23 protein-coding genes are annotated in these 25,270 nt (G+C 63.2%); 15 read left to right on the forward strand and 8 right to left on the reverse strand.

What is annotated here, in order from left to right; genetic code table 11:
• Window positions 1-49 precede the first annotated feature (49 nt).
• The 4 genes from rpoH to ftsY all read right to left on the reverse strand — a co-directional run bounded on the left by rpoH (window position 50) and on the right by ftsY (window position 4,220).
• Window positions 50-904 (reverse strand): RNA polymerase sigma factor RpoH, encoded by an 855-nt coding sequence (rpoH, locus tag ACK1U9_RS10215; protein ID WP_046613550.1) that lies wholly within the window; start codon window positions 902-904, stop codon window positions 50-52.
• Between the two features lie 111 nt (window positions 905-1,015).
• The gene (ftsX, locus tag ACK1U9_RS10220; protein ID WP_046613551.1) at window positions 1,016-2,038 is read right to left on the reverse strand and encodes a permease-like cell division protein FtsX; all 1,023 of its coding nucleotides are present in this window, start codon (window positions 2,036-2,038) and stop codon (window positions 1,016-1,018) included.
• On the reverse strand, window positions 2,035-2,706 hold the full coding sequence (ftsE, locus tag ACK1U9_RS10225) for a cell division ATP-binding protein FtsE (RefSeq protein ID WP_013974630.1): 672 nt from the start codon (window positions 2,704-2,706) through the stop codon (window positions 2,035-2,037). The genes ftsX and ftsE overlap by 4 nt, the downstream gene beginning before the upstream one ends.
• A 2-nt stretch (window positions 2,707-2,708) precedes the next feature.
• Window positions 2,709-4,220: a signal recognition particle-docking protein FtsY gene (ftsY, locus tag ACK1U9_RS10230; protein ID WP_108480273.1), complete on the reverse strand. Its 1,512-nt coding sequence runs from the start codon at window positions 4,218-4,220 to the stop codon at window positions 2,709-2,711.
• 230 nt (window positions 4,221-4,450) lie between these two features.
• Here ftsY and ACK1U9_RS10235 point away from each other — a divergent pair, with 230 nt between their 5' ends.
• From ACK1U9_RS10235 to ACK1U9_RS10260, 6 genes are all read left to right on the forward strand, one after another.
• Window positions 4,451-5,806 (forward strand): M16 family metallopeptidase, encoded by a 1,356-nt coding sequence (locus ACK1U9_RS10235; RefSeq protein WP_108480272.1) that lies wholly within the window; start codon window positions 4,451-4,453, stop codon window positions 5,804-5,806.
• A complete protein-coding gene (locus tag ACK1U9_RS10240) occupies window positions 5,799-7,289 on the forward strand; it encodes a M16 family metallopeptidase (protein WP_153671391.1) in 1,491 nt (496 codons plus the stop codon). Before ACK1U9_RS10235 ends, ACK1U9_RS10240 begins: the two co-directional genes overlap by 8 nt.
• On the forward strand, window positions 7,289-7,891 hold the full coding sequence (gene rsmD / locus ACK1U9_RS10245; protein ID WP_046613555.1) for a 16S rRNA (guanine(966)-N(2))-methyltransferase RsmD: 603 nt from the start codon (window positions 7,289-7,291) through the stop codon (window positions 7,889-7,891). The genes ACK1U9_RS10240 and rsmD overlap by 1 nt, the downstream gene beginning before the upstream one ends.
• A 94-nt stretch (window positions 7,892-7,985) precedes the next feature.
• Complete coding sequence (locus ACK1U9_RS10250; RefSeq protein WP_046613556.1) at window positions 7,986-9,287, forward strand: M16 family metallopeptidase; 1,302 nt, start codon at window positions 7,986-7,988, stop codon at window positions 9,285-9,287.
• Window positions 9,280-10,653, forward strand: coding sequence for a M16 family metallopeptidase (locus ACK1U9_RS10255; RefSeq protein ID WP_286196181.1), 1,374 nt, complete (start codon window positions 9,280-9,282; stop codon window positions 10,651-10,653). The genes ACK1U9_RS10250 and ACK1U9_RS10255 overlap by 8 nt, the downstream gene beginning before the upstream one ends.
• Window positions 10,654-10,713: 60 nt before the next feature.
• Window positions 10,714-11,706: a hydrolase gene (locus tag ACK1U9_RS10260; protein WP_046613557.1), complete on the forward strand. Its 993-nt coding sequence runs from the start codon at window positions 10,714-10,716 to the stop codon at window positions 11,704-11,706.
• A 45-nt stretch (window positions 11,707-11,751) separates the two neighbouring features.
• Here the strand turns inward: ACK1U9_RS10260 and ACK1U9_RS10265 are convergent, their stop codons facing one another.
• Both ACK1U9_RS10265 and ACK1U9_RS10270 read right to left on the reverse strand, forming a co-directional pair.
• On the reverse strand, window positions 11,752-12,606 hold the full coding sequence (locus tag ACK1U9_RS10265) for a sulfurtransferase (RefSeq protein ID WP_046613558.1): 855 nt from the start codon (window positions 12,604-12,606) through the stop codon (window positions 11,752-11,754).
• A gap of 47 nt (window positions 12,607-12,653) precedes the next feature.
• Window positions 12,654-13,319: a TetR/AcrR family transcriptional regulator gene (locus tag ACK1U9_RS10270; protein ID WP_449109867.1), complete on the reverse strand. Its 666-nt coding sequence runs from the start codon at window positions 13,317-13,319 to the stop codon at window positions 12,654-12,656.
• A gap of 151 nt (window positions 13,320-13,470) precedes the next feature.
• Here ACK1U9_RS10270 and ACK1U9_RS10275 point away from each other — a divergent pair, with 151 nt between their 5' ends.
• The 5 genes from ACK1U9_RS10275 (at window position 13,471) to ACK1U9_RS10295 (ending at window position 17,968) form a co-directional block, all read left to right on the forward strand.
• On the forward strand, window positions 13,471-14,901 hold the full coding sequence (locus tag ACK1U9_RS10275) for a coniferyl aldehyde dehydrogenase (RefSeq protein ID WP_449109868.1): 1,431 nt from the start codon (window positions 13,471-13,473) through the stop codon (window positions 14,899-14,901).
• A 10-nt stretch (window positions 14,902-14,911) separates the two neighbouring features.
• On the forward strand, window positions 14,912-15,397 hold the full coding sequence (locus ACK1U9_RS10280; RefSeq protein WP_108480266.1) for a twin-arginine translocation pathway signal protein: 486 nt from the start codon (window positions 14,912-14,914) through the stop codon (window positions 15,395-15,397).
• A 20-nt stretch (window positions 15,398-15,417) separates the two neighbouring features.
• Window positions 15,418-17,016, forward strand: coding sequence for a GMC family oxidoreductase (locus ACK1U9_RS10285; RefSeq protein WP_108480265.1), 1,599 nt, complete (start codon window positions 15,418-15,420; stop codon window positions 17,014-17,016).
• 112 nt (window positions 17,017-17,128) lie between these two features.
• Window positions 17,129-17,608, forward strand: coding sequence for a pantetheine-phosphate adenylyltransferase (gene coaD, locus ACK1U9_RS10290; protein WP_014861498.1), 480 nt, complete (start codon window positions 17,129-17,131; stop codon window positions 17,606-17,608).
• A 108-nt stretch (window positions 17,609-17,716) separates the two neighbouring features.
• Entirely contained in the window at window positions 17,717-17,968 is a 252-nt protein-coding gene (locus ACK1U9_RS10295; protein WP_013974644.1) for a YfhL family 4Fe-4S dicluster ferredoxin, read from the forward strand.
• Between the two features lie 111 nt (window positions 17,969-18,079).
• Here the strand turns inward: ACK1U9_RS10295 and mutM are convergent, their stop codons facing one another.
• The gene (gene mutM, locus ACK1U9_RS10300; protein WP_046613562.1) at window positions 18,080-18,892 is read right to left on the reverse strand and encodes a bifunctional DNA-formamidopyrimidine glycosylase/DNA-(apurinic or apyrimidinic site) lyase; all 813 of its coding nucleotides are present in this window, start codon (window positions 18,890-18,892) and stop codon (window positions 18,080-18,082) included.
• 3 nt (window positions 18,893-18,895) lie between these two features.
• On the reverse strand, window positions 18,896-19,714 hold the full coding sequence (locus tag ACK1U9_RS10305) for an HDOD domain-containing protein (RefSeq protein ID WP_178081817.1): 819 nt from the start codon (window positions 19,712-19,714) through the stop codon (window positions 18,896-18,898).
• A 191-nt stretch (window positions 19,715-19,905) separates the two neighbouring features.
• On the opposite strand from ACK1U9_RS10305, the gene ACK1U9_RS10310 reads away from it, so the two are divergent.
• The 4 genes from ACK1U9_RS10310 to ilvD all read left to right on the forward strand — a co-directional run bounded on the left by ACK1U9_RS10310 (window position 19,906) and on the right by ilvD (window position 25,195).
• A complete protein-coding gene (locus tag ACK1U9_RS10310; protein WP_108480263.1) occupies window positions 19,906-20,445 on the forward strand; it encodes a type 1 glutamine amidotransferase domain-containing protein in 540 nt (179 codons plus the stop codon).
• An 88-nt stretch (window positions 20,446-20,533) separates the two neighbouring features.
• A complete protein-coding gene (locus ACK1U9_RS10315) occupies window positions 20,534-21,730 on the forward strand; it encodes a class I SAM-dependent rRNA methyltransferase (RefSeq protein WP_108480262.1) in 1,197 nt (398 codons plus the stop codon).
• 236 nt (window positions 21,731-21,966) lie between these two features.
• Window positions 21,967-23,031 carry a hypothetical protein gene (locus tag ACK1U9_RS10320; protein WP_449109869.1) on the forward strand — a complete coding sequence of 355 codons (1,065 nt, stop codon included), beginning with the start codon at window positions 21,967-21,969 and terminating at the stop codon, window positions 23,029-23,031.
• 322 nt (window positions 23,032-23,353) lie between these two features.
• A complete protein-coding gene (gene ilvD, locus ACK1U9_RS10325; protein WP_153671394.1) occupies window positions 23,354-25,195 on the forward strand; it encodes a dihydroxy-acid dehydratase in 1,842 nt (613 codons plus the stop codon).
• Window positions 25,196-25,270: the final 75 nt, after the last annotated feature.

Here is a 25,270-nt window from a genome sequence, read left to right on the forward strand (position 1 = left end):
CCGCTCACCCTATCCGGGCCAGCGGCTTTTCCTTGCAGCCAGGGCTCGATCAGGCCGCGATCAGCGCCTTGACCTTGTTCATCGCATTCTTCTCAAGCTGGCGAATCCGCTCAGCCGAAACGTTGTACTTGTCCGCCAGCTCGTGCAACGTGGCCTTCTCCTCTGCCAACCAGCGCTGGTAGAGAATGTCGCGGCTACGTTCGTCCAGCCCTTGCAGTGCTTCGTGCAGGTTGCTGGTGGAGTTGTCGCTCCAGTCGGCATCCTCAAGCTGCACCGCCGGATCGTAGCGGTGGTCTTCCAGGTAATGCGCAGGCGACTGGAAGGCACTGTCGTCGTCAGCTTCCGCTGCCGGGTCGAAGGCCATGTCCTGGCCGCTGAGGCGGCTTTCCATCTCGCGCACTTCACGCGGCTCCACGCCCAGGCTTTCCGCCACGCGGTGCACTTCGTCGTTGTTCAGCCAGGCCAGACGCTTCTTCTGGCTGCGAAGGTTGAAGAACAGCTTGCGCTGGGCCTTGGTGGTGGCCACCTTGACGATGCGCCAGTTGCGCAGGATGAACTCGTGGATCTCTGCCTTGATCCAGTGCACGGCGAACGACACCAGGCGCACGCCCATTTCAGGGTTGAAGCGCTTGACGGCTTTCATCAGGCCGACGTTGCCTTCCTGGATCAGGTCGGCCTGGGCCAGCCCGTAGCCGGCATAGCTACGAGCGATATGTACGACGAAACGCAGGTGGGCCATCACCATTTGACGAGCGGCCTCGACATCCTGCTCATAATAGAGACGCTCGCCCAGATCACGCTCCTGCTCGACAGTCAGCAGCGGAATGCTGTTGACCGTGTGCACGTAGGCTTCCAGGTTTGCACCGGGTACCAGGGCATAGGCAGGTTGCAACGATGTGGTCATTCAAGAACCTCCGACTTACAGAACTCACGCCTTGTGGGCGCTGCCAACATTGACCTGGAACGACGGTACAAGTTCCATAGTGAAGAATTTGTCAATGCTGGCACGTAAAAACTATCGCGGCGCCAGCTCGTTCAGATGGCGGGCCACTGCGATCCATGCACCGATATACCCCAACAGCACCGCTCCGATCAAGAGCGACAGACCATCGGACGCCGGCACCCCGCCCAGGGCGAAGTCGCTGCCGTACAGCCCGGACAGCCCTACCACCGCCTCGTTCAGCCAGTTCAGGCCAAACGCCAGTATGCCCCATGCGATCACACCTGCGCCCAGGCCATACAGTGCGCCCATATAGAGGAAAGGCCGCCGTACGTAGGCGTCTGTGCCACCGACCAGCTTGATCACTTCGATCTCGGTACGGCGGTTTTCAATATGTAGACGAATTGTGTTACCGATTACTAACAGCAGGGCAGATATCAGCATCACGGCCAGGCCGAAGACGAAGCGGTCACCCAGCTTGAGAATGGCCGCCAGGCGCTCGACCCAAACCAGGTCGAGTTGCGCAACTTCCACCCGTGGCAGCTCCGACAGGCGCTGACGCAAGGCTTCCAGGGCCGGTTTGTCAACTTCGGTAGGGGTCACCACTACCACGCCAGGCAGCGGGTTGTCAGGGAGTTCACGCAGGGCTTCGCCCAGGCCGGACTGCTGCTGGAACTCCTCCAGCGCCTGCTCGCGGCTGACATACTGCGCGTCGGCCACGCCGGGCATGCCCTTGATCTCGTCGCGTAGCGCCTCGCCTTCGCGGCTGCTGGCATCAAGCTTGAGGTACAGCGAAATCTGCGCGGCGCGCTGCCACGAGCCGCCAAGCTTCTCGACGTTCTTCAGCAGCAACGACAGGCCCATGGGCATGCTCAGCGCCACCGCCATCACCAGGCAGGTGAAAAAGCTGCCGATCGGCTGCTTGCCCAGCCGGCGCAGGCTGTCAGCCAAGCTGGCACGGTGACTTTCCAGCCAGGCATGCAGCAGCGTGCGGAAATCCGGGCCGTCATCGTCGTCGTGCTTTTTCTTCGCCGGTTGCGGGTCGGCCGGCTTCGGCGCAACCCGCTCGGAAACCTTTGGCGTACGTGTAGTGCTCATTGCCCGGCCTCCCCATCGCCGATCAAGCGGCCGCGCTGCAAGGTCAGCATGCGGTGGCGCATGCGCGCAATCAGTGCCAGGTCGTGGCTGGCGATCAATACCGTGGTACCCAGGCGGTTGATGTCCTCGAACACCCCCATGATCTCCGCGGCCAGGCGCGGATCGAGGTTACCGGTGGGTTCGTCGGCCAGCAGCAGGGCTGGCTGGTGGACGATGGCGCGGGCGATGCCCACCCGCTGCTGCTGCCCGGTGGACAGATCGGCAGGAAACAGCTCGCCCTTGTCGGCCAGCGACACACGCTCCAGCGCCGAGTCCACGCGCTTGGCGACCTCGGCCTTGGACAGGCCGAGAATCTGCAGCGGCAAGGCGATGTTGTTGAACACCGTGCGGTCGAACAACAGCTGGTGGTTCTGGAACACCACGCCGATCTGCCGGCGCAGGAATGGGATCTGCGAATTGCTGATCTGGCCCAGGTCCTGTCCGGCCAGCATCAGCTTGCCGCTGGTCGGGCGTTCCATGGCCAGCAGCAGGCGCAGCAAGGTGCTCTTGCCCGCGCCCGAGTGGCCGGTGACGAACAGGAATTCGCCCCGGCGCGCCCGGAAACTCAGCTCATGCAAACCCACATGACCATTGGGATAGCGCTTGGCAACCTGTTCGAATCGGATCATGTTCAGTCTCGCTCGGCGAACAGAGCCTTGACGAACGGCTCGGCTTCGAAGGTACGCAGGTCGTCGATGCCTTCACCGACACCGATGAAGCGGATCGGCAGCTTGAACTGCTTGGCCAGGGCAAAGATCACCCCGCCCTTGGCAGTGCCGTCCAGCTTGGTCAGGGCCAGGCCGGTCAGTTCGACGCTCTGGTTGAAGTACTTGGCCTGGCTGATGGCATTCTGGCCGGTGCCAGCATCGAGTACCAGCAGCACTTCGTGCGGCGCCTCGGCGTCGAGCTTGCCGATGACCCGGCGGACCTTCTTCAGCTCTTCCATCAGGTTGTCTTTGGTGTGCAGACGGCCAGCGGTGTCGGCGATCAGCACATCGACACCACGAGCCTTGGCGGCCTGTACGGCATCGAAGATCACCGAAGCGGAGTCGGCGCCGGTGTGCTGGGCGATCACCGGTATCTGGTTACGCTCGCCCCACACCTGCAGCTGCTCGACCGCAGCAGCACGGAAGGTGTCGCCAGCAGCCAGCATCACTTTCTTGCCTTCGAGCTGCAGCTTCTTGGCCAGTTTGCCAATGGTGGTGGTCTTGCCGGCGCCGTTCACACCGACCACCAGGATCACATAGGGCTTGTTCTGCGCCTGTACCACCAGCGGCTGCTCGACCGGGCGCAGCAGCGCAGCCAGTTCTTCCTGCAACGACTTGTACAGGGCATCGGCGTCGGCCAGCTGCTTGCGGGCAACCTTCTGGGTAAGGTTCTGGACGATGGTCGAAGTGGCTTCCACGCCAACGTCGGCAGTCAGCAGGCGGGTTTCGATCTCGTCGAGCAGGTCGTCGTCGATGACCTTCTTGCCCAGGAACAGGCTGGCCATGCCCTCGCCGATGCTGGCGCTGGTCTTCGACAGGCCCTGCTTGAGGCGGGCGAAGAAGCCGGGCTTGGCCTGCTCGGCCTGTGCGGCGACCGGGGCTGCAGCCACAGGGGCAGCAGGCTCTGGCGCTGGGCGCTCCGGTATGGCGGGCGGCGCTTTGGGCTCCAGATCCGGCACCAGGGCCACGGGCTCTTCGGCAACCGGCAGCACCAGGTTGCTGACAGGTGCGGCCGATTCGACGACCGGGGCTGGCTCGACCGGCGCCGCCTGCAAGGGCATTGACGCGACCGGCTGCGGTGCAGGTGCCACCAGCGGCGGGGACGCGACCGGCTCGGGTTCAGGGGCCTGCAACGGTTGGGATGCAACCGGTTCGGGGACAGGGGCCTCGACCACCGGGGATTGGACGGGTGCGGCGACCTGCTGCGGTTCTGTCAGCTGCGGAGCCGCAGGGGCCTGAACCGGTTCAGGGGCCTGTGGCACTTCGGCGGTAGAACCCTCGACCGGAGCGGCTGCAGGCTGCTCGACGGCTGGGGGTTCATCCGCGGGCACTTCCGTTGCCACAGGTTGCTGCGGTTTCTTGCGAAACCAGCTGAACAGGCCTTTCTTCTCACCAGCCTCGGCTGGCGCTTTTTTGTCGTCGTTGGAACCAAACATGGAAGACGGCTATCTCAGGGTAGCGATGGGCCAGCTATGGCGCATCGGGAATTCTCTCTACGCAGAACAGACTATCTTGAAGCCGGCTGGTTCATGCGCAACGTTTTGTCTTAGTGTCCTGCGGGCCAGAACGGCGACAGGCATGGTCGCCAGGCAACCGGATCAGTATCCTAGCACCTCCTGGCCCGCCGACGCTAAACCAGCGGGCCGCCGAACAGGTTAAACACCGTATGAATGCTCTAGCCCGCCGCGCCGCTGGCCTGTTGCTCGGCACGCTCTGCCTGCCGCTCGCGGCTTTCGCCGCCGATGTGCAACCCACCCACGAATTCATCCTCGACAACGGCCTGAAAGTAGTCGTGCGCGAGGACCACCGCGCCCCGGTTGTGGTCTCGCAGATCTGGTACAAGGTTGGCTCAAGCTACGAAACCCCTGGCCAGACCGGCTTGTCCCACGCGCTGGAACACATGATGTTCAAGGGCAGCGCCAAGGTCGGCCCTGGCGAGGCCTCACGTATCCTGCGTGACATTGGCGCCGAAGAAAACGCTTTCACCAGCGACGACTACACCGCCTATTACCAGGTACTGGCCCGCGACCGCCTGCCAGTGGCCCTGGAACTGGAGGCCGACCGCCTGGCCAGCCTGCGCCTGCCCGCCGACGAGTTCAGCCGCGAAATCGAGGTAATCAAGGAAGAACGCCGCCTGCGCACCGACGACCAGCCCAACGCCAAGGCGTTCGAGCTGTTCCGCGCCATGGCCTACCCGGCCAGCGGCTACCACACCCCGACCATCGGCTGGATGGCCGACCTGGAGCGCATGAAGGTCGAGGAACTGCGCCACTGGTACGAATCCTGGTACGCCCCCAACAATGCCACCCTGGTGGTGGTCGGCGATGTCACCGCCGATGAGGTCAAAGGCCTGGCGCAAAAGTACTTCGGCAGCATCCCCAAACGTGCCGTGCCGCCGGCCAAGTTGCCGCTCGAACTGGCCGAACCAGGCCAGCGCCAGCTGACCCTGCACGTGCGCACCCAGTTACCGAGCCTGATCTACGGTTTCAACGTACCTGGCCTGTCCACTGCCAAGGAACCGCGTACGGTGCATGCCCTGCGCCTGATCTCGGCGCTGCTCGACGGCGGCTACAGCGCTCGCATGCCGGCACGCCTGGAACGTGGCCAGGAGCTGGTGGCCGGTGCTTCGTCCAGCTACAACGCCTTCACCCGCGGCGACAGCCTGTTCCTGATCTCGGCCACGCCGAACGTGCAGAAGCAGAAAACCCTCGCCGATGTCGAGAAAGGCGTCTGGCAGCTGCTGGATGAACTCAAGACCACCCCTCCAAGCGCCGAAGAGCTGGAGCGCGTACGCGCCCAGGTCATTGCCGGCCTGGTCTACGACCGCGATTCCATCAGCAGCCAGGCCACCACCATCGGCCAGCTGGAAACCGTAGGCCTTTCCTGGAAGCTGATCGACAGCGAACTGGACGAACTCAAGCGCGTTACCCCGCAGGACATCCAGAACGCCGCGCGCACCTACTTCACCCGCGAACGCCTGAGCGTTGCCCATGTATTGCCCGAGGAGTCCGCTCATGAGTGATCGCCGCGCACCACGCCCAACCCTGCTGGCCACGGGCATTCGCGCCCTGGCGCTGGCAGCGGTGCTGGCCGCCCCGGCCATGGCCGACAACGCCGCCAAGGCCGATACCAACGCGGCACGCCCGGCCAACACCTTGCAGTCTCTGGCCGAGCTGGATGGCAAGGCGCCCAGCCGGCGCCAGTTGAACATCCAGCACTGGAACACCGCTGAAGGCGCCCGGGTATTGTTCGTCGAGGCCCGCGAACTGCCGATGTTCGACCTGCGCGTCACCTTCGCTGCCGGCAGCAGCCAGGATGGCGACACGCCAGGCCTGGCCGCCCTGACCAACGCCATGCTCAACGAGGGCGTGGCCGGCAAGGACGTGACTGCCATCGCCGAAGGCTTCGAGGGCCTGGGCGCCGACTTTGGCAACGGTTCCTATCGCGATATGGCCGTGGCCTCGCTACGCAGCCTCAGCGCCAAGGACAAGCGCGAGCCAGCACTCAAGCTGTTCACCGAGGTGACCGGCAAGCCTACCTTCCCCGAGGACGCCTTCAAGCGCATCAAGAACCAGATGCTGGCCGGCTTCGAATACGAGAAGCAGAACCCCGGCAAGGTCGCCAGCAAGGCGTTGTTCGCCAACCTCTACGGCGACCACCCCTACGCACACCCGAGCGATGGCACCGCCGAGAGTATCAATGCCATCAGCCTGGCACAGCTGCGCGCTTTCCATACCAAGGCCTACACTGGCGGCAATGCGGTCATTGCCCTGGTTGGCGACCTCAGCCGTAGCGAGGCCGAAGGCATAGCTGCCCAGGTATCCGCCGGCCTGCCCAAGGGCCCGGCACTGGCAGCACCGGCACAACCCGCTGAAACCTACCCGAGCCTCAACCACATCGATTTTCCGTCGTCACAGACTCACCTGATGCTCGCCGCATTAGGTATCGACCGCCAGGATCCGGATTGGCCAGCGCTGTCGCTGGGCAACCAGATTCTCGGTGGTGGCGCCTTTGGTACCCGATTGATGAGCGAGGTGCGCGAGAAGCGCGGCTTGACCTACGGCGTGTACTCGGCATTCAGCCCGATGCAGGTACGGGGCCCGTTCATGATCAACCTGCAAACCCGTGCCGAGCTGAGCGAAGGCACCCTCAAGCTGGTGCAGGGAATTCTCGCCGACTACCTCAACACCGGCCCTACCCAGCAAGAACTGGACGACGCCAAGCGCGAGTTGGCCGGGAGTTTCCCACTGTCCAATGCAAGCAATGCGAGCATCGTCGGCCAACTGGGCGCCATCGGTTTCTACAACCTGCCACTGACCTGGCTGGAGGACTTCATGCAGCAGTCCCAGGCACTCACGGTCGAGCAGGTCAAGGCAGCCATGAACAAACACCTGTCAGCGGATAAACTGGTGATGGTCACCGTGGGCCCGAAAGTGCCACAGAAGCCGCTGCCTGCCCCCACTGACAAGCCCTCCGAGCAGCCGCTCGGGGTACCGGAGCACTAATGCCAAGATCCACCCCTCCCTCCCGCCCGCAACCGGGCCAAAGCAAGGGCCAGGGCCACCTGCGCATCATCGCCGGCGAATGGCGCAGCCGCCGTCTGGCGGTGCCGGACGGCGAAGGCCTGCGGCCAACGCCCGACCGCGTGCGCGAAACCCTGTTCAACTGGCTGGCGCCCTATATCGAGGGCGCCCGCGTGCTGGACGCCTTTACCGGTAGCGGCGCCCTGGTGCTCGAAGCCCTGTCCCGCGGGGCCGAGGACGCCGTCGCGCTGGACAGCAACCCGGCGGCCATCGCCAACCTGAAGAACAACCTCGAGATCCTGCGCTGTCCGCGCGGGCAAATCCTGCAGACCGACGCCCTGCGCTATCTGCAAGGCCCGGCCAAGCACCAGTTCGACGTGGTATTCCTCGACCCGCCGTTCCACCAGAACCTGCTGGCCGAAACCTGCAACCTGCTGGAACAGAACCAGTGGCTGCGCGAACAGGCGTGGATCTATACCGAAAGCGAGGCGGCACCATCGGCTTTGCAGTTGCCGGGCAACTGGCGCCTGCATCGCGAGAAGAAGACCGGCCAGGTGCATTACGCACTTTGGCAACGGGGTTGACCCTATAACCCTGGGCTGCCGTATTTAGTTACCACAAACCTGCCGCCTTCATGGCTGAAGCTGCTCCTCCGATTCCTGCAGGAGCACTTCAACCATGACCAACCACCACGCCCCACCCGCGCCGGCAGGCTCGGTACACACCTTTACCCTTGCCAACGGCCTGCGCGTCTACCTGCGTGAAGACAACCGCGCACCGCTGGTCAGTGTACAGCTTTGGTACCACGTAGGCTCCAGCTACGAGCCCGAAGGCCACACCGGGCTGTCCCATGCCCTGGAGCATCTGCTGTTCGAAGGCAGCAGCAAACTGGCTCCTGGCCAGTATTCCGCACTCATGAGCCACTTGGGCGGTGACCCGAATGCCTATACCTACGCCGATGCAACGGTCTTTCCGCTGACATTGCCTCGCAACCGCCTGGAGATTGCACTGGAGGCCATGGCCGACGTCATGGCCAGTGCCACCCTGAGCGACGTGCCTTTTGCCCGTGAGTTGGCTGTCGTCATGGCTGAGCGACGCGAGGATATCGACAACAGCCCCTTGGCACTGGCACTTGAACATCACCAGTTGCTGGCCTATGGCGACAGCGGCTATGGCCCCCCAGTGACCGGGCACAAGACCGACCTCGGCCATATGACCCTGGCGGCGGCGCGCACTTGGTACCAGTCCTGGTACCACCCCAACAATGCCACGCTCGCCGTGGCCGGTGACATCGCGCTGGCCCAGCTACAAAAGCTGGTGACACGACACTTTGCAGCGATCCCCGCCAACCGCCTGCCAACACGGCAAATACCAACAATGCCCTCAGGGCAGGTTCGGCGCAGCCAGACCCTGCGCTGGCATGGCCTATACACCGGAGTGGTCGTCAGCTTCAACCTTCCCAGTCAATGCACTGCGCGCTCAAGTTCACAAGCCTACGCGCTGCGCCTACTGCCGGAGATCCTTGCTGAAGGCCACGCCAGTACGCTACAGCGCCTGTTGGTGGTAGACGCTCCGCTACTGCAAGGCCTGAGAGCGACCTATGAGCCTTGGCAGCGCGGTGACAGCCTGCTGACCCTCTACGCGTTCTGCAGCCCACAAGTTACACCGGAGGCTGCCGCAGAAAGGTTGATGCTGGAAATCGAAGCGTTCCGCCAGTCGGCCCCCTCCAAGGAAGACCTTGAACGCGCCAAGGCTCGCCTGCTGGCCAAGCAGCTGTTCGAAAGGGACGACATCGGCAAACAGGCAGAGGCCATCGGCAAACAGGCCGCCTGCGGCCTGGACCCTGTTGCCCTGGACGATGAGCGGCAAGCCATCGAAGCCGTGACAGCCGAGCAGGTAGGTCTGGTTGCGTTGGAGTTCCTGACTGAAGCCCGCGCGGCCATCACCTTCATGCACCACAAGGAGAGCACCGATGAATGACATGATCGAGCGCACGCCGCAGCAGGCTGCAGCCAACGGAAACTACAGTGGCTTGGTCTCGGCCCGGGGTGTTGACCTGGACCAGCTCGAACCCCTTCGGACACAGGTGCAGACGTGGACCACGAAGGCAGGCACAGGCGTGAAGTTCGTCGAAGCCCGCGGGTTGCCTATCGTCGATGTGGTTTTACGGTTCAAGGCCGGCACGACCCAGGACTCCTTGCAACCCGGCCTGGCAGCTTTGACGCTGTACATGCTCGACGAGGGCAGCCGGCGCTACACCGGTGCCCAGCAGGCGGAGCGCATGGAGCGCCTGGGCGCGATCATGGAAAAGCAGATACGCCTGGAGCACGCAACGCTGAGCCTGCGCAGCTTGAGCACGAAAACGATACTCGAGCCGGCCTTGGAAGTGTTTACCGACCTCGTGGCACAGCCTGCTTTCCCCGCGCCGGCACTGGAGAAGATCAAGCGTCAGCTCGTGCAGCACAACGTTTCACGTGAACGGCGCCCCAGCCTCCGGGCGCGCAGCGAGGCGTTTCGACATTTGTTCAAAGGCCATCCCTATGACAACCCGCTGGGCAGCACCATTCAAGGTGTGGACGCCGTCAGCCGTGAGCACTTGCGGGCATTCCACCAACGCGCCTACAGCGCCAGCAACCTGGAAATGGTGCTTGTCGGAGACCTGGCTCTAAGCGAGGCCCAAGCCATCGCGCAACAGATCAGCCAGGCTTTGCCGCAAGGCTGGTCCGCGGTCGACCTGCCAGCCGTCCCGGCAGCGACACCCGCAACCATCAACGTCGAACAGCCCGGTGCCAGCAGTGCTGTGCTGGTGGCACTGCCTATGAACGTCCCCGCCAATGACCCGGAATTCCAAGCCTTGGTCTTGGCCAGTGAAGTGCTGGGTTCAGGCCTCGAATCGCGTCTGATGGTGGAACTGCGCCAACGTCGCGGGCTGACCTACGGCATCTACAGCCATGCCTCGCCGTTGAGTTCCGGTGGGTTGTTCACAATCGAGTGGGAGGTCGCGCCACGCTACGTGCAAGCCACGCAAGAACTGGTAACAGCCGTGCTGCGCGATTTCATCGAGCACGGGCCAACCCAGGCCGAACTAAAGCTGGCACGCAAACAGCTGGCTGGGCAGTTGCTGCGTGGCATCGCGCAGAACAACAGCCTCGCAGCATTGCTTACGGAGATCACCCGGCAAAACCAACCAGAGGACCATCTGAACGGCTACATCGAACGCATCGAAAGGCTGAGCCCGGCGGATATTCGCGCGGTAATGCAACGCCGGCTTGACCTGAACTACAAGGTGTTGGTCAGTGTCGGCCCACGTGTCGTCCAGCAGCAGCTGCCAGCCACCGACCAATAGCCCAGGTACAGTGGCGCTGTTTCATGGCACTCTAGGCAGGCACATCACGAGTTGCCCAGCATGCCCAGCACCAGCGCCACATTCCGCCCGGCCATCGGCCTGTCCAACCCCCACCTGCAAACCCTGTGGGGGCCACTGTGGCGCAAGCTGCCTGAATTGCAGCGCAACCGCGAGCGGCTTTGGCTGGCCGATGGCGACTTCATCGACCTGGACTGGCTCGGCCCGCACCAACCCCACGCGCCATTGGTGATGGTGCTGCACGGCTTGACCGGCTCGTCCCACTCGCCCTACGTCAAAGGCTTGCAGCAAGCGCTGCAAGGCCGCGGCTGGGCCAGCGTGGCGGTGAACTGGCGCGGTTGCTCGGGCGAGCCCAACCTGCTGCCACGCAGCTACCATTCCGGCGCCAGCGAAGACCTGGCCGAAATCGTCAGCCACCTGCGCGCCCAGCGCCCGTTGGCGCCGTTGTATGCGGTGGGTTATTCGCTGGGGGGCAATGTGCTACTGAAATACCTGGGCGAAAGCGGTGTCGCCAGCCAGTTGCAGGCTGCGGTGGCGGTGTCGGTGCCGTTTCGCCTGGACCACTGCGCCGACCGCATCGGCCAGGGCTTTTCAAAGGTATACCAAGCGCATTTCATGCGCGAGATGCTGGCATATGTGCAGGTCAAACAGCGGCACTTCCATGACAAGGGCCAGCATGAACGGCTGGCGACGCTGCAACGGCTGGGGCCGCTGGGCGGCCTGCGCACGTTCTGGGATTTTGACGGCAAGGTCACCGCACCACTGAACGGTTTTCGTGATGCGCACGACTACTACCGCCGCTCATCGAGCCATTTCTTCCTCGGCCAGAACCGCACGCCGACGCTGATCATCCACTCCAGCGATGACCCTTTCGTCTCCGGCCACAGCCTGCCCGCGCCCCGCGAACTGGCACCGCAGACCCGCTTCGAACTGCACAGCCGCGGCGGCCATGTGGGCTTTGTCGACGGCAGCCTGCGCAACCCGGGGTATTACCTGGAGCGGCGGATTCCACAGTGGTTGGTGGAGGGCCAGTAGGAACTGCGGTTTTCATTGGCAGTACCGGCCTCATCGCCGGCATGCTTACTCGCCAGTGGCTACGCCATGCTGCGGATCGTTGATCCACTCACTCCACGACCCGGCATACAGCTTGCCCAGCGGGTACCCGGCCAACGCCAGGGCAAACAGGTTATGACATGCCGTCACCCCTGACCCGCAATACGCCACCAACTGCTCCGGCGCCCGCCCGGCCAGCATTTCGGCAAAGCGCTGTTTTAGCTGGTCCGGCGGCAGAAAACGCCCATCAGCCCCCAGGTTGTCCGTGAACGCCGCGCACTGCGCCCCGGGAATATGCCCCGCCACCGGGTCGATCGGCTCCACTTCACCACGGAAACGCGGCAAGGCACGCGCATCGATCAAGGTCAGGTCTGCGTTACCCAAGCGCTTGCCCAGGTGCTCGGCATCGATCAGCAGCTTGCCGTCCGGCTCACCGTTGAAGGTGCCTTCCCGCTTGAGCGGCGGGTCCAGGCTGAGCGGCAGGTGCGCCGCATGCCAGGCCTTCAGGCCACCGTCGAGGATCGCCACGCCGCTGCGCTTGCCCAGCCAGGCCAGCAGCCACCAGGCACGGGCAGCAAAAGCGCCAGGGCCGTCGTCGTACAGCACCACCTCGCTGTCATCGTCCAGGCCCCACTCACGCAGGCGCTCGACCAACCGGCGCGCATCCGGCAATGGGTGACGCCCGGTGCGTCCCTTGCTCACAGGCCCGCTGAGGTCACGCTCCAGGTCGGCAAAATGCGCCCCGGCAATATGCCCCTGGGCATAGCTGCGTTGGCCATAGTCCACATCCTCGAGGGCAAAGCGGCAGTCGAGGATCACCAACTTGGGCGAGCCCAGACGCTCGGCCAACTGCTGCGGGGTGATCAATTGCGCAAGGGGCATGACAATCTCCTGATCGATGGCACTATCGATAGCACTGAGGCCCTGGGTTAGTGCTCCAGGGCCTGGTTGAACGGTACATGGAATTCCTGGCACAGGGCGTCCACGGCATTGCGGGCGTTGTCGGTGACGAAGCCGAGCTCCAGCACCAGCACCTGGTAGACGCCGCGCTTGAAGGCTTCTTCACCCAGGTGCGCGGAATGCTCACGCGTGGTGCTGAGAAAACGTACCCAGGACGTCAACACGATCCAGGCATTGATGGTCAGCGATTCGATCTGCGCCGGTGCCATGGCCAGGATGCCTGCCTCGACAAAGCCGCGGTAGATCGCCTGGCCCTGGCGCAGGCAGCGCTCGGAAAAACGCCGATAACGGGCGGCCAGCTCCGAGTCGCTGTCCAGCAGGTGCTCCAGGTCGCGGTGCAGAAAACGGTAGTTCCACATCGCCGCCAGCAGGGCCTTGAGGTAGAAGCGCTTGTCCTCCACGGTCGCCGCGCGGCCTTGCGGCGGGCGCAGGAAGCTGTCCACCAGTTCTTCGTACTGGCTGAACAGCAAAGCGATGATCGCCTGCTTGTTGGGGAAGTGGTAATACAGGTTGCCGGGCGAAATTTCCATGTGCGCGGCAATGTGATTGGTACTGACGCTGCGTTCGCCCTGCTGGTTGAACAGCTCGAGGCTGTTCTGCACGATGCGCTCTCGGGTCTTCATGCGCGGGGCCATGCTCAGCTCCCAGTCTGCGGGCCTTCATCAAAGGGTCATCTTACGGCGTATTGGCGGTGGAATGCACCGCTCGACAACGCGGAAAAATTCGCACCATCGTACAAATTAGAGTATAGGCTCTAGTGATTCCCTGCCCGGACTCGAAGCCGCCATGAACTCGCCCAGTGCCTTGCCCCCTGTGCAATCCGACCTCGACCTTGCGGCGACGTTCGCCACCCAGCGCCAGGCCTTTGCCGGCAACCCCTTGCCAGCGGCGGCGCAGCGGCGCCAATGGCTGAAAAGCCTGCGGGAAGCCTTGCTGGCCGGCCAAGCCGAACTGATCGAGGCAATCGGCCAGGACTTTGAGGGGCGCAGCGCCGACGAGACCCTGCTGGCCGAGGTGCTGCCCTCGGTGCAAGGCCTGCGCCACGCCGAAAAGCACCTGCAGCGCTGGATGCGCGCCAGCCGGCGCAAGGTCGGCCTGGCCTTCCAGCCGGCCAGCGCGCAGGTGCACTACCAACCCCTGGGGGTGGTCGGCATCATCGTGCCGTGGAACTACCCGCTGTTCCTTGCCATCGGCCCGCTGACCTGTGCCCTGGCCGCCGGCAACCGGGTCATGCTCAAGCTCAGCGAAGCCACGCCTGCCACTGGTCTGGCACTCAAGCAACTGTTGGAGCAGGTGTTCCCCACCGATCTGGTCAGCGTGGTACTCGGCGAGGTCGAGGTAGGCCAGGCCTTTGCCCGCCTGCCGTTCGATCACCTGCTGTTCACCGGCGCCACCAGCGTGGGGCGCCAGGTAATGCTGGCTGCGGCGCATAACCTGACCCCCGTCACCCTGGAGCTGGGTGGCAAGTCGCCAGCCATCGTCTCGGCCGACGTACCGCTGGACAGCGCCGCCGAACGCATCGCATTCGGCAAGGCCCTCAACGCCGGCCAGACCTGCGTCGCCCCTGACTACGTGCTGGTGCCACGCGAGCGCCTGGAGGCCTTCAGCGACGCTTACCAGCGTGCCGTACGCAGGCTGTACCCGCGCATTACCGACAACCCCGACTACACCGCCATCATCAACCAGCGCCGGCTGCAGCGCTTGCAGCATCTACTGGACGATGCCCACGCCAAAGGTGCGCAGGTACTCGACCTGTACCCCGGTGAAACCCGCCAGGGCCGGCGCCTGCCACCCCACCTCCTACTGGGGGTGAACGACGGCATGCAGGTGATGCAAGAAGAAATCTTCGGCCCGCTACTGCCGCTGGTACCCTACGACAGCCTCGAGCAGGCACTGGCATACATCAACCAGCGCCCGCGCCCGCTGGCTCTGTACTACTTCGGCTATGACCGCGCCGCCCAGGAGCAGGTGCTGCGCCACACCCACTCCGGCGGAGTGTGCCTGAACGACACCCTGCTGCACGTGGCCCAGGATGACTTGCCGTTTGGCGGCATCGGCCCCTCAGGCATGGGCCATTACCATGGTCATGACGGCTTCCTGACCTTCAGCAAGGCCAAGGCGGTGCTGGCCAAGCAACGCTTCAACGCTGCCCGCCTGATCTACCCACCTTATGGCAAAGCCTTGCAGCGCTTGCTCTTCAAGCTTTTCATCCGCTGAGGGCCGGCCCATGCACCGCCGCGAACTGCTGCGCTTCAGCCTTGGCGCAAGCGTCTTTCTGGCGGGTACCAGCCTGGTCGGCTGCAGCGCACAGACAGCCGCAACGGGTTACCAGGTACTGCGCGACGACGACCTGCCGCTGCTGCGCGCGCTGATCCCGGTGGTACTGGCCGGCACCCAGGCCGCCGAGACACTAGTGCTGCATAGCCTCGACCACAAGCTGGCGGCGCTGTCACCAGAAATGCTCAAACTCACCCGGCAGTTGTTAGACGTCCTCAACCTACCGCTCACCCGCGGCCCCTTGACCGGTGTCTGGGGCGCCTGGGAGCAAGCCAGCGCCGCGCAGATCACAGCCTTCCTGCAACGTTGGCAGGACAGCTCGCTGAACCTGCTGCGCATGGGCCACGCCTCGCTGCTGCAGTTGCTGCAGATGGCCTGGTACGAACGCCCCGAATCCTGGGCCGCCTGCGGCTACCCCGGGCCACCGAAAATCTGAAAACAACAAGAGCAGCGCCAATGCCTGTACCCGACCCGTTTCGCCAAGGCCTGGAAAGCGGCTGGATCACCCATGACGCCTCGCGCCTGGAGCACGACCTCACGCTGGAAACCGACGTTGCCGTGATCGGCAGCGGTGCCGGTGGCGCTACCAGCGCGCAAATGCTCAGCACTGCCGGCCTCAAGGTGCTGCTGATCGAAGAAGGCCCGCTGAAGACCAGCAGCGATTTCCACCTGCTGGAAAACGAAGCCTATGCCAGCCTGTACCAGGAAGGCCTGGGCCGCATGAGCAAGGACGGTGCCATCACCATCCTGCAGGGCCGCGCCGTGGGCGGCACCACGCTGGTCAACTGGACCTCCAGCTTTCGCACGCCGCCACAGACCCTGGCGCATTGGGCCGCAGCCCACAACGTGAGCGGGCTGGGCGAGGAGCAAATGCGCCCCTGGTTCGAGCGCATCGAGCAGGAACTGGGCATCACCCCCTGGGCCCTGCCACCGAACGCCAACAACGACGTGCTGCGCCGTGGCTGCGAACAGCTGGGTTACCGCTGGGCGGTGATCCCGCGCAACGTGCGCGGCTGCTGGAACCTGGGCTACTGCGGCATGGGTTGCCCGGTGAATGCCAAGCAGTCGATGCTGGTAACGCGTATTCCCGCCACCCTCGAACAGGGCGGCGAGCTGCTGTACCTGGCTCGGGCCGAGCGCTTCGAACACAACGGCGAGCGCGTCCAGGGCCTGTCATGCCAGGCCCTGGATAGCCAGGGCATACACGCCACAGGTCGGCAGGTCCGCGTTCGCGCGCGTCACTACATCCTTGCCGGTGGCGGCATCAACAGCCCGGCCCTGCTGCTGCGTTCCGACGCGCCCGACCCCCATTGCCGCCTGGGCAAGCGTACCTTCCTGCACCTGGTCAACTTCAGCGCAGCACGCTTCAACGACCGTATCGACCCCTACTATGGCGCCCCGCAGTCCATCTACAGCGACCATTTCCAATGGCAAGGCGGCAGCGACGGCCCGGTTGGCTACAAGCTGGAAGTACCACCGCTGCACCCGGCCCTGGCCAGCACCCTGCTGGGCGGGCACGGCCACGAGAATGCCCGGCGCATGGCCGAACTGCCACATACCCACGTGATGCTGGCGCTGCTGCGTGACGGCTTCCACCCACAAAGCCAGGGCGGGGCCGTGGAGCTGCGCGGCGATGGCTCACCGGTGCTCGATTACCCGGTCACCGACTACCTGCGCGACGGCCTGCGCCGCGCCTACCGCAGCATGGCGCAGATCCAGTTCGCCGCCGGCGCCACCCAGGTCACCCCCCTGCACAGCGATGCCAGCGCCGCGTCCAGCCTGGAGCAGGCCTTGGCCATGATCGACAAATTGCGCCTGGAGCCGTTCCGCACGCGCCTGGGCAGCGCTCACGTGATGGGTGGCTGCGCCCTCGGCGACGACCCGAGCCAGGCGGTATGCGACAGCCTTGGCCGCCATCACCAGCTGGAAAACCTGTCGGTTCACGACGGTTCGCTGTTCCCCACCAGCATCGGCGCCAACCCGCAACTGTCGGTATATGCCATCAGCGCCAGGCTCACCGAAGCGCTGGTAGCCCGCCTGGCACACAGCGCATGACAAGGAACAGGCCCCCTGTCTATAGTGCCATCAGCCGGCCGCATGACTTGGCCGGGGCGCCGTCGCTGCGCTACCATCCGACTCCCCAACGCACTCCAGCCAGGATGACGCGATGAACCGAGTGTTGTACCCGGGTACTTTCGACCCCATTACCAAAGGCCATGGCGATCTGGTCGAGCGCGCCTCGCGGCTATTCGACCACGTGATCATCGCGGTGGCGGCCAGCCCCAAGAAAAACCCGCTGTTCCCGCTGGAACAACGGGTGGAGCTCGCCCGTGAGGTCACCAAGCACCTGCCCAATGTCGAAGTCATCGGCTTCTCCTCGCTGCTGGCGCATTTCGCCAAGGAACAGGGCGCCAACGTCTTCCTGCGTGGTCTGCGTGCGGTGTCCGACTTCGAGTACGAGTTCCAACTGGCGAACATGAACCGGCAACTGGCCCCCGATGTCGAGAGCCTGTTCCTCACGCCTTCGGAGCGCTATTCGTTCATTTCCTCGACCCTGGTCCGGGAAATTGCCGCGCTGGGCGGTGATATCAGCAAGTTCGTCCACCCGGTGGTGGCCGAGGCGCTGACCGAACGCTTCAAGAAATGACCTTTAACGGCTGATCATCGCGCCCGCGTGCACTGCGGGCGCGAATGCGGCACAATTGTGCCCACTGCGTTGAACATGCCCGGGCGCAGAGCCCCGGCCGGAGTCCCCATGTCCCTGATCATCACCGACGATTGCATCAACTGCGACGTCTGCGAACCCGAGTGCCCGAACGAGGCCATCTCTCAAGGCGAAGAGATCTACGTGATCGACCCTAACCTGTGCACCCAGTGCGTGGGCCATTACGACGAGCCGCAATGCCAGCAGGTCTGTCCGGTCGACTGCATCCCGCTGGACGAAGCGCACCCGGAAACCGAAGAAGAGCTGATGGCCAAGTACCGCCGGATTACTGGCAAGGCCTGATATCAGGCCAGCCCTCATCGCCGGCAAGCCAGCCTCCACAGAGAAATCATCGCCCTCGAGGGCTTTGCAGTACATGTGGGAGCTGGCTTGCCGGCGATCGGGCCCCAAGCCTCAGCGCTGGCAGCGCGGGCAATACACACTCGCCCTCTGCCCCAGCTTCACTTCGCGCAACTCCGTGCCGCACACCTTGCACGGCTGCCCGCCCCGCCCGTAAACGAACAATTCCTGCTGGAAGTACCCCGGCTGCCCGTCGCCACCGATGAAGTCGCGCAAGGTCGTGCCGCCCTGCTCGATGGCCGCCGCCAGCACGCGCTTGATCTCGATCGCCAGCTTCAGATAGCGCCCGCGGGAAATCCCGCCCGCTTCTCGACGAGGGTCGATGCCGGCGGCAAACAGCGCCTCGGTGGCGTAGATGTTGCCCACCCCCACCACGACCGCGTTGTCCATGATGAACGGCTTGACCGCCATCGACCGCCCACGGGACAGCTGGAACAGCCGCTCGCCGTCGAACAGGTCGGTCAGCGGTTCCGGCCCAAGGCGCAGCAGCAGTTCGTGGTTTAGCGGGTCCAGGCTCCACAACATCGCGCCAAAGCGGCGCGGGTCGGTGTAGCGCAGCATCAACCCCGACTCCAGCTCGATATCCACATGTTCATGTTTGGCCGCAGGCAAACCCAGCTCGACCAGGCGCAGGTTGCCCGACATGCCCAGGTGACTGATCAGGGTGCCGACCTCGGCATTGATCAACAGATACTTGGCACGCCGCTCGACACTGACGATGCGCTGCCCCGACAGGCGCACATCCAGGTCTTCCGGAATCGGCCAGCGCAGGCGCCGATCACGCACCACCACCCGGCTGACGCGCTGGCCTTCCAGATGGGGCGCAATACCGCGCCGGGTGGTTTCTACTTCTGGCAATTCCGGCATGTGTCAGTGCCCACCCATCTCGCGAATGTTCTGCTTGAGGTTTTCGAAGTCGTATTCCGACAAGCCAATGTAATCGAGCACCAGCGGGCCGACCACATTCCATTCGTGGTCCACGACCTGGTTGCCCAGCACCCGGTGCGATGCGCAGATGTGCTCGGCCATCTTCAGCACCGCCAGCAGGTTTTTGAGCTGGTTCTGCGTATTGCGCGAACTCTCGTCGCGGAACACCGCCAGGGCGTTGTGGTGGTTGGCAATGGCCGCGCTGAGGTGCTCGGGCAAGCGCCAGGACTTGGCCGTGAAATAGCCGACCACAGAATGATTGGTGTTGAACGCGAGGTTTTCGGTGTCGACCACGCGGGTTTCCGCGTCGGCCTTGGCATAGGCCTCTTCCAGTACGTCCATGTAGTCCGGGAAGCGCTTGAGCATCAGCGGCACGCCACAGTCATGGAACAGGCCCAAGGTGTAGGCCTCGTCCGCCGCCTGGACGCCAGTGCGCTTGGCCAGGGTCAGGCAGGTCATCGCCACGTCCTGGGCGGTGTCCCAGAAGCGGTTGAGGGTAACGATGGTCTCGTCGGTCATCTCACCCTTGATCGACTGGGCGTTGATCAGGTTGATGATAGAACGGCTGCCCAGCAGGTTCACCGCGCGCTGGATCGAACCGATCTTGTTGGAAAGGCCGAAATGCGGGGAATTGACCAGCTTGAGCAAGGCACCCGAGAGGCCCGGGTCCTGGGAAATCAGCTTGGCGATGGTTTCCAGGTCCGGGTCAGGCATGTACTGCTCGAACTGCAGGTCCACCATGATCTGCGGTTGCGGCGGGATGGTGATGCCTTGCAAGGCTTGCTGGATTTGTTCGGCGCTGAGTTCTTGGGACATACGTGCACACTCGTTTGGGACCGGCGATTCTAACCCTCCAGACCGGAAAGGGACCAACCACTGAATCATTGCGCCGGAACTTTACTTTATCCATCCGGGCCTCTTGCTCACATTCATCAAAGAAAGGAGCAAGGCCCATGAGTGCAGAACTGAACGGCAAGCGAGTGGCTTTCCTGGTCACTGACGGCTTCGAGCAAGTGGAACTGACAGGCCCTCGAGAAGCCTTGGAACAGAGCGGCGCGGTGGTGGACATCCTCAGCGACAAGGAAGGCACCGTACACGGCTGGAACCACGACCAGCCGGCCGACGCATTCGCCGTTGACGCCACCTTCGAAAGCGCCCACCTGGACCTCTACGATGCCCTGGTCCTGCCCGGCGGCGTGCAAAACTCTGACACGATTCGCTTGATCCCCGCCGCGCAGAAACTGGTGAAAAGCCACGATTCGGCTGGCAAGCCGCTGGCCGTGATCTGCCACGGTGGCTGGTTGCTGGTGTCGTGCGGGTTGGTCAAGGGCAAGAGGCTGACCAGCTACAAGACCCTGCAGGACGACATCCGCAACGCCGGTGGAGACTGGGTAGATGAAGAAGTGGTAGTCGATGGCAACCTGATTACCAGCCGCCAACCCGACGACATTCCGGCGTTCAACCGGCAACTGATCAAGGCATTGGCAGCCTGACTACCGCTCGACGGCATCACATGCTCCTGCGAGGGACGTATGGCCAGGCAGCAGGCTATAATCCCGCTCTTTTTTCCGGAGCGACGTCATGTCCCTGCCCAGCCTACGCCTCAAAGCCAATGCCGACCGCCGCCTGCGCGCCGGCCACCTGTGGGTCTACAGCAACGAAGTCGACGTCAGCGCGACCCCGCTGCAAGGCCTCCAGGCCGGCCAGCAGGCTATTCTCGAGGCGGCCAACGGCAAGCCACTGGGTATCGTCGCACTGAGCCCTAACAACCTGATCTGCGCCCGCCTGCTGTCGCGCGACGCCAAATTGCCGCTGGACAAATCGCTGCTGGTGCATCGCCTGAACGTCGCCCTGTCGCTGCGCCAGCGCCTGTTCGACCAACCGTGCTACCGCCTGGTCTATGGTGACTCCGACCTGTTGCCAGGCCTGGTGGTCGACCGCTTCTTCGACATCCTCGTGGTGCAATTGGCTTCGGCAACGATGGAAGCGCACAAGGACGACGTGATTGCAGCCCTGGTACAGGTGCTCAAGCCAAGCGGCATCCTGTTCAAGAACGACTCCTCCGCGCGTGATGCCGAAGGCCTGCAGCGCTATGTCGAGACCGTCTATGGCGAAGTACCGGACTGGGTGCCGCTGGAAGAAAACGGCGTCAAGTTCGAAGCCCCGGTACGCGAAGGCCAGAAGACCGGCTGGTTCTACGACCACCGCATGAACCGTGCACGCCTGGCGCCGTACGTGAAAGGCAAGCGTGTGCTCGACCTGTTCAGCTACATCGGTGGCTGGGGCGTGCAGGCCGGTGCCTTCGGCGCCAGCGAAGTATTCTGCGTCGATGCCTCGGGCTTTGCCCTGGACGGCGTGGAGCGTAACGCCGCGCTGAACGGCATCAGCGAGAAGCTGACCTGCATCGAAGGCGATGTGTTCGAGGCCCTGCGCGAACTGAAGGCCGCCGAAGAGCGCTTCGACGTGATCATTGCCGACCCACCCGCCTTCATCAAGCGCAAGAAAGACCTGAAGAACGGCGAAGCGGCCTACCGCCGCCTGAACGAGCAGGCCATGCGCATGCTTACCAAGGACGGCATCCTGGTCAGCGCCTCGTGCTCGATGCACCTGCCTGAGGACGACCTGCACAACATCCTGCTGACCAGCGCCCGTCACCTGGACCGCAACCTGCAGTTGCTCGAGCGCGGCGGCCAGGGCCCGGACCACCCGGTGCACCCGGCTATCGCCGAAACCCGCTACATCAAGAGCATCACCTGCCGGTTGCTGCCAAATAGCTGACCGATGACAGCCGGGGGCTTCATGCCCCCGCTTCACATCATATCTGCAATACCTGGGCGCAATCCCGAAATACACCAGCCCCCGCCGCATCGGCAATCCAAATGAAGCAACTCTCGCGGGGGCAAGCCTATCATTTTTGCCAGTAGCCACCTTTTAAAAATTCGAGTGTACTCCCGTCGCGCAATTGATGCTTATCACCGTTGATGTTTCCTATATCCATCGATAAAGGTGGCGACATGACTAGCAAGCCATACCCCCGAACACTGCAAGCTGCGAAAATTGAAGGAGCGACCGCCGAGAACTTCGTTCCACTTGAAGCCCTGCGCAAAGGTATCGACATTGTCATCCCATGGAGTGATGACTTTAGAGCCGGAGGAACTATCAAATTACACCTGTCGGGTGGAGGCTCAGGCACATTTCACGAATTGGATATTGATGAATTTCCCCCGGAGCAGGATCTGCGTGACTATTTCCAACCCGAAGAAATAAGAGACCTCTGGGATAGCAAAGTCGAACTTTACTATTTCGATCAGAATTTGAACAGAAGCCCAATTTCCACTTACAGCTTCGCAGCAGAACTCTACCGCCCACGGGTCCCAGGCATCATCGATAACGAAGGATTACCGTGGTCCCAAGCGGCACAGGGTTTCACAATCAACATCCCTGCTTACGAAGGAGCGTCCGCCGGGGAGCTGATCCGCTTATTCCTGATAGGCCAGCACCCCAATTCAAGCTTCATCCTTGAAACCGAGGTTATCGAGACAGGTGAGCAGACAGTTTTCTTCATAAATGAAACAATATCCTCGGCACTAAGCGGAGGCATGGTGTATCTGCATTACCACGTCATCAACACCACCATAGAAAGAAGCAGTCGCCCACTCTCCTTCATGATGGGAAGCCTAGTAGCAGCCCCCATCGCAAAATACGTCTTGTGGGCCGGAGGCGATATGCCTTTCGTCTTAAACCCCATTGACGAACCGAAGGGAAAGTATCCTTTCATCACAAATTTCGGCCTCTCGCTGGAAAGAGATGATGAAGTCTTCTTCCTGGTACTGGACGACAGATCCCGGCAGAATGAAGTCATTGTGCAGAAAATTAGCACTCCCACGCTCTCCGCAGACTTCCTGGCATCCAAACCTATTATTGATAACTTTAACAATTCGGTCTTCCTGATCGCGACCTTACTACGTCGCCATGGCAAAGTCCTCGCCTCAAACAGCAACTTGGTGAATTTTCCAGAAGATTCCACTAAACAGCGTCCGGCAGCTGGACCGCAAGCTGCAATTGCTCAACCGCGTTAGCCAGGGTCCAGCTCCCGCGAAGATTACCAAGGCTGACCGGGGCGGCCTGTGGGCGCTATAGGCCCGCAGGCCGATTAAGCCACCACCAGCTACCGCAAACCACCGTCCAGACACATCTCCATTCCCTCGCCGCGCCAGCGGTGTAGAATCGGCCTATTCATCGCCAGTCATCCCCGGCGGGTTTATGAGCTCTGCCCAAGCACGCGGCGATCCCGCGCGGTCTTCGGCCCCATCCGTGCCAGTGGCAACCGGCCTGCGGTACAAAGGACAAGAGAAGCTCACTCCCCTTTTTGTTACCTGATTAAGCCGCCAGGAGTGTTTCATGCCTGATTATCGTTCCAAGACTTCCACCCAAGGCCGCAACATGGCCGGCGCCCGTGCCCTTTGGCGCGCCACCGGGATGAAGGACGAAGATTTCAAGAAACCGATCATCGCCATCGCCAACTCGTTCACCCAGTTCGTCCCGGGCCACGTGCACCTGAAGGACCTGGGCCAGCTGGTCGCCCGCGAAATCGAACGCGCCGGTGGCGTGGCCAAGGAATTCAACACCATCGCCGTCGATGACGGCATCGCCATGGGCCACGACGGCATGCTGTACTCGCTGCCAAGCCGCGAGATCATCGCCGACGCCGTGGAGTACATGGTCAACGCCCACTGCGCCGACGCCATCGTGTGCATCTCCAACTGCGACAAGATCACCCCCGGCATGCTGATGGCCGCCCTGCGCCTGAACATCCCGGTAATCTTCGTCTCCGGCGGCCCGATGGAAGCCGGCAAGACCAAGCTGGCAAGCCACGGCCTGGACCTGGTCGACGCCATGGTCATTGCCGCAGACTCCTCGGCTTCCGACGAAAAAGTCGCCGAATACGAGCGCAGCGCCTGCCCGACCTGCGGTTCGTGCTCCGGCATGTTCACCGCCAACTCGATGAACTGCCTGACCGAAGCCCTGGGCCTGGCCCTGCCGGGCAACGGTTCGACCCTGGCCACCCACGCCGACCGCGAACAGCTGTTCCTCACCGCCGGCCGCACCATCGTCGATCTGTGCAAGCGTTACTACGGCGAGAACGATGAGTCGGTACTGCCGCGCAACATCGCCAACTTCAAGGCGTTCGAGAACGCCATGATGCTCGACATCGCCATGGGCGGCTCGACCAACACCATCCTGCACCTGCTGGCCGCCGCCCAGGAAGCCGAGGTGGCGTTCGACCTGCGCGATATCGACCGCCTGTCGCGCAAGGTGCCGCAGCTGTGCAAGGTTGCGCCGAACATCCAGAAATATCACATGGAAGACGTGCACCGTGCCGGCGGCATTTTCAGCATCCTCGGCTCGCTGGCCCGTGGCGGCCTGCTGCACACCGACCTGCCGACCGTGCACAGCCGCAGCATGGAAGAAGCCATCGCCAAATGGGACATCACCCAGACCGATGACGAAGCTGTGCACACCTTCTTCAAGGCCGGCCCTGCCGGCATCCCGACCCAGACCGCGTTCAGCCAGTCGACCCGCTGGCCGAGCCTGGACCTGGACCGTGCCGAAGGCTGCATCCGCAGTGTCGAGCACGCCTATTCGCGGGAAGGCGGCCTGGCCGTGCTGTACGGCAACATCGCGCTGGACGGCTGCGTGGTGAAAACCGCCGGTGTCGACGAGTCGATCCTGGTGTTCGAAGGCACCGCGAAGATCTTCGAGAGCCAGGACAGCGCCGTACGCGGCATCCTCGCCGACGAAGTGAAGGCCGGCGACATCGTGATCATCCGCTACGAAGGCCCGAAAGGTGGCCCGGGCATGCAGGAAATGCTGTACCCGACCTCGTACCTGAAGTCCAAGGGCCTGGGCAAGGCTTGCGCCCTGCTCACCGACGGCCGCTTCTCGGGCGGCACCTCGGGCCTGTCGATCGGCCACGCCTCGCCGGAAGCCGCCGCTGGCGGCGCTATCGGCCTGGTGCGCGACGGCGACAAGGTGCTGATCGACATCCCGAATCGTTCGATCAACCTGCAGGTCAGCGATGAAGAGCTGGCTGAGCGCCGTATCGAGCAGGACAAGAAGGGCTGGAAACCGGCTGAAGTACGCCCACGCAAGGTGACCACCGCGCTGAAGGCCTATGCTTTGCTGGCGACCAGTGCCGACAAGGGCGCGGTGCGTAACAAGGCGATGCTGGAAGGGCTGTAAGGCTCTGACGGTATGAATGAAGAACCGGCGCCCTGGGCGCCGGTTTTTTTATGCCTGTAAGGGCCCTTTCGCGGG

Source organism: Pseudomonas sp. XP1 (assembly GCF_053557675.1).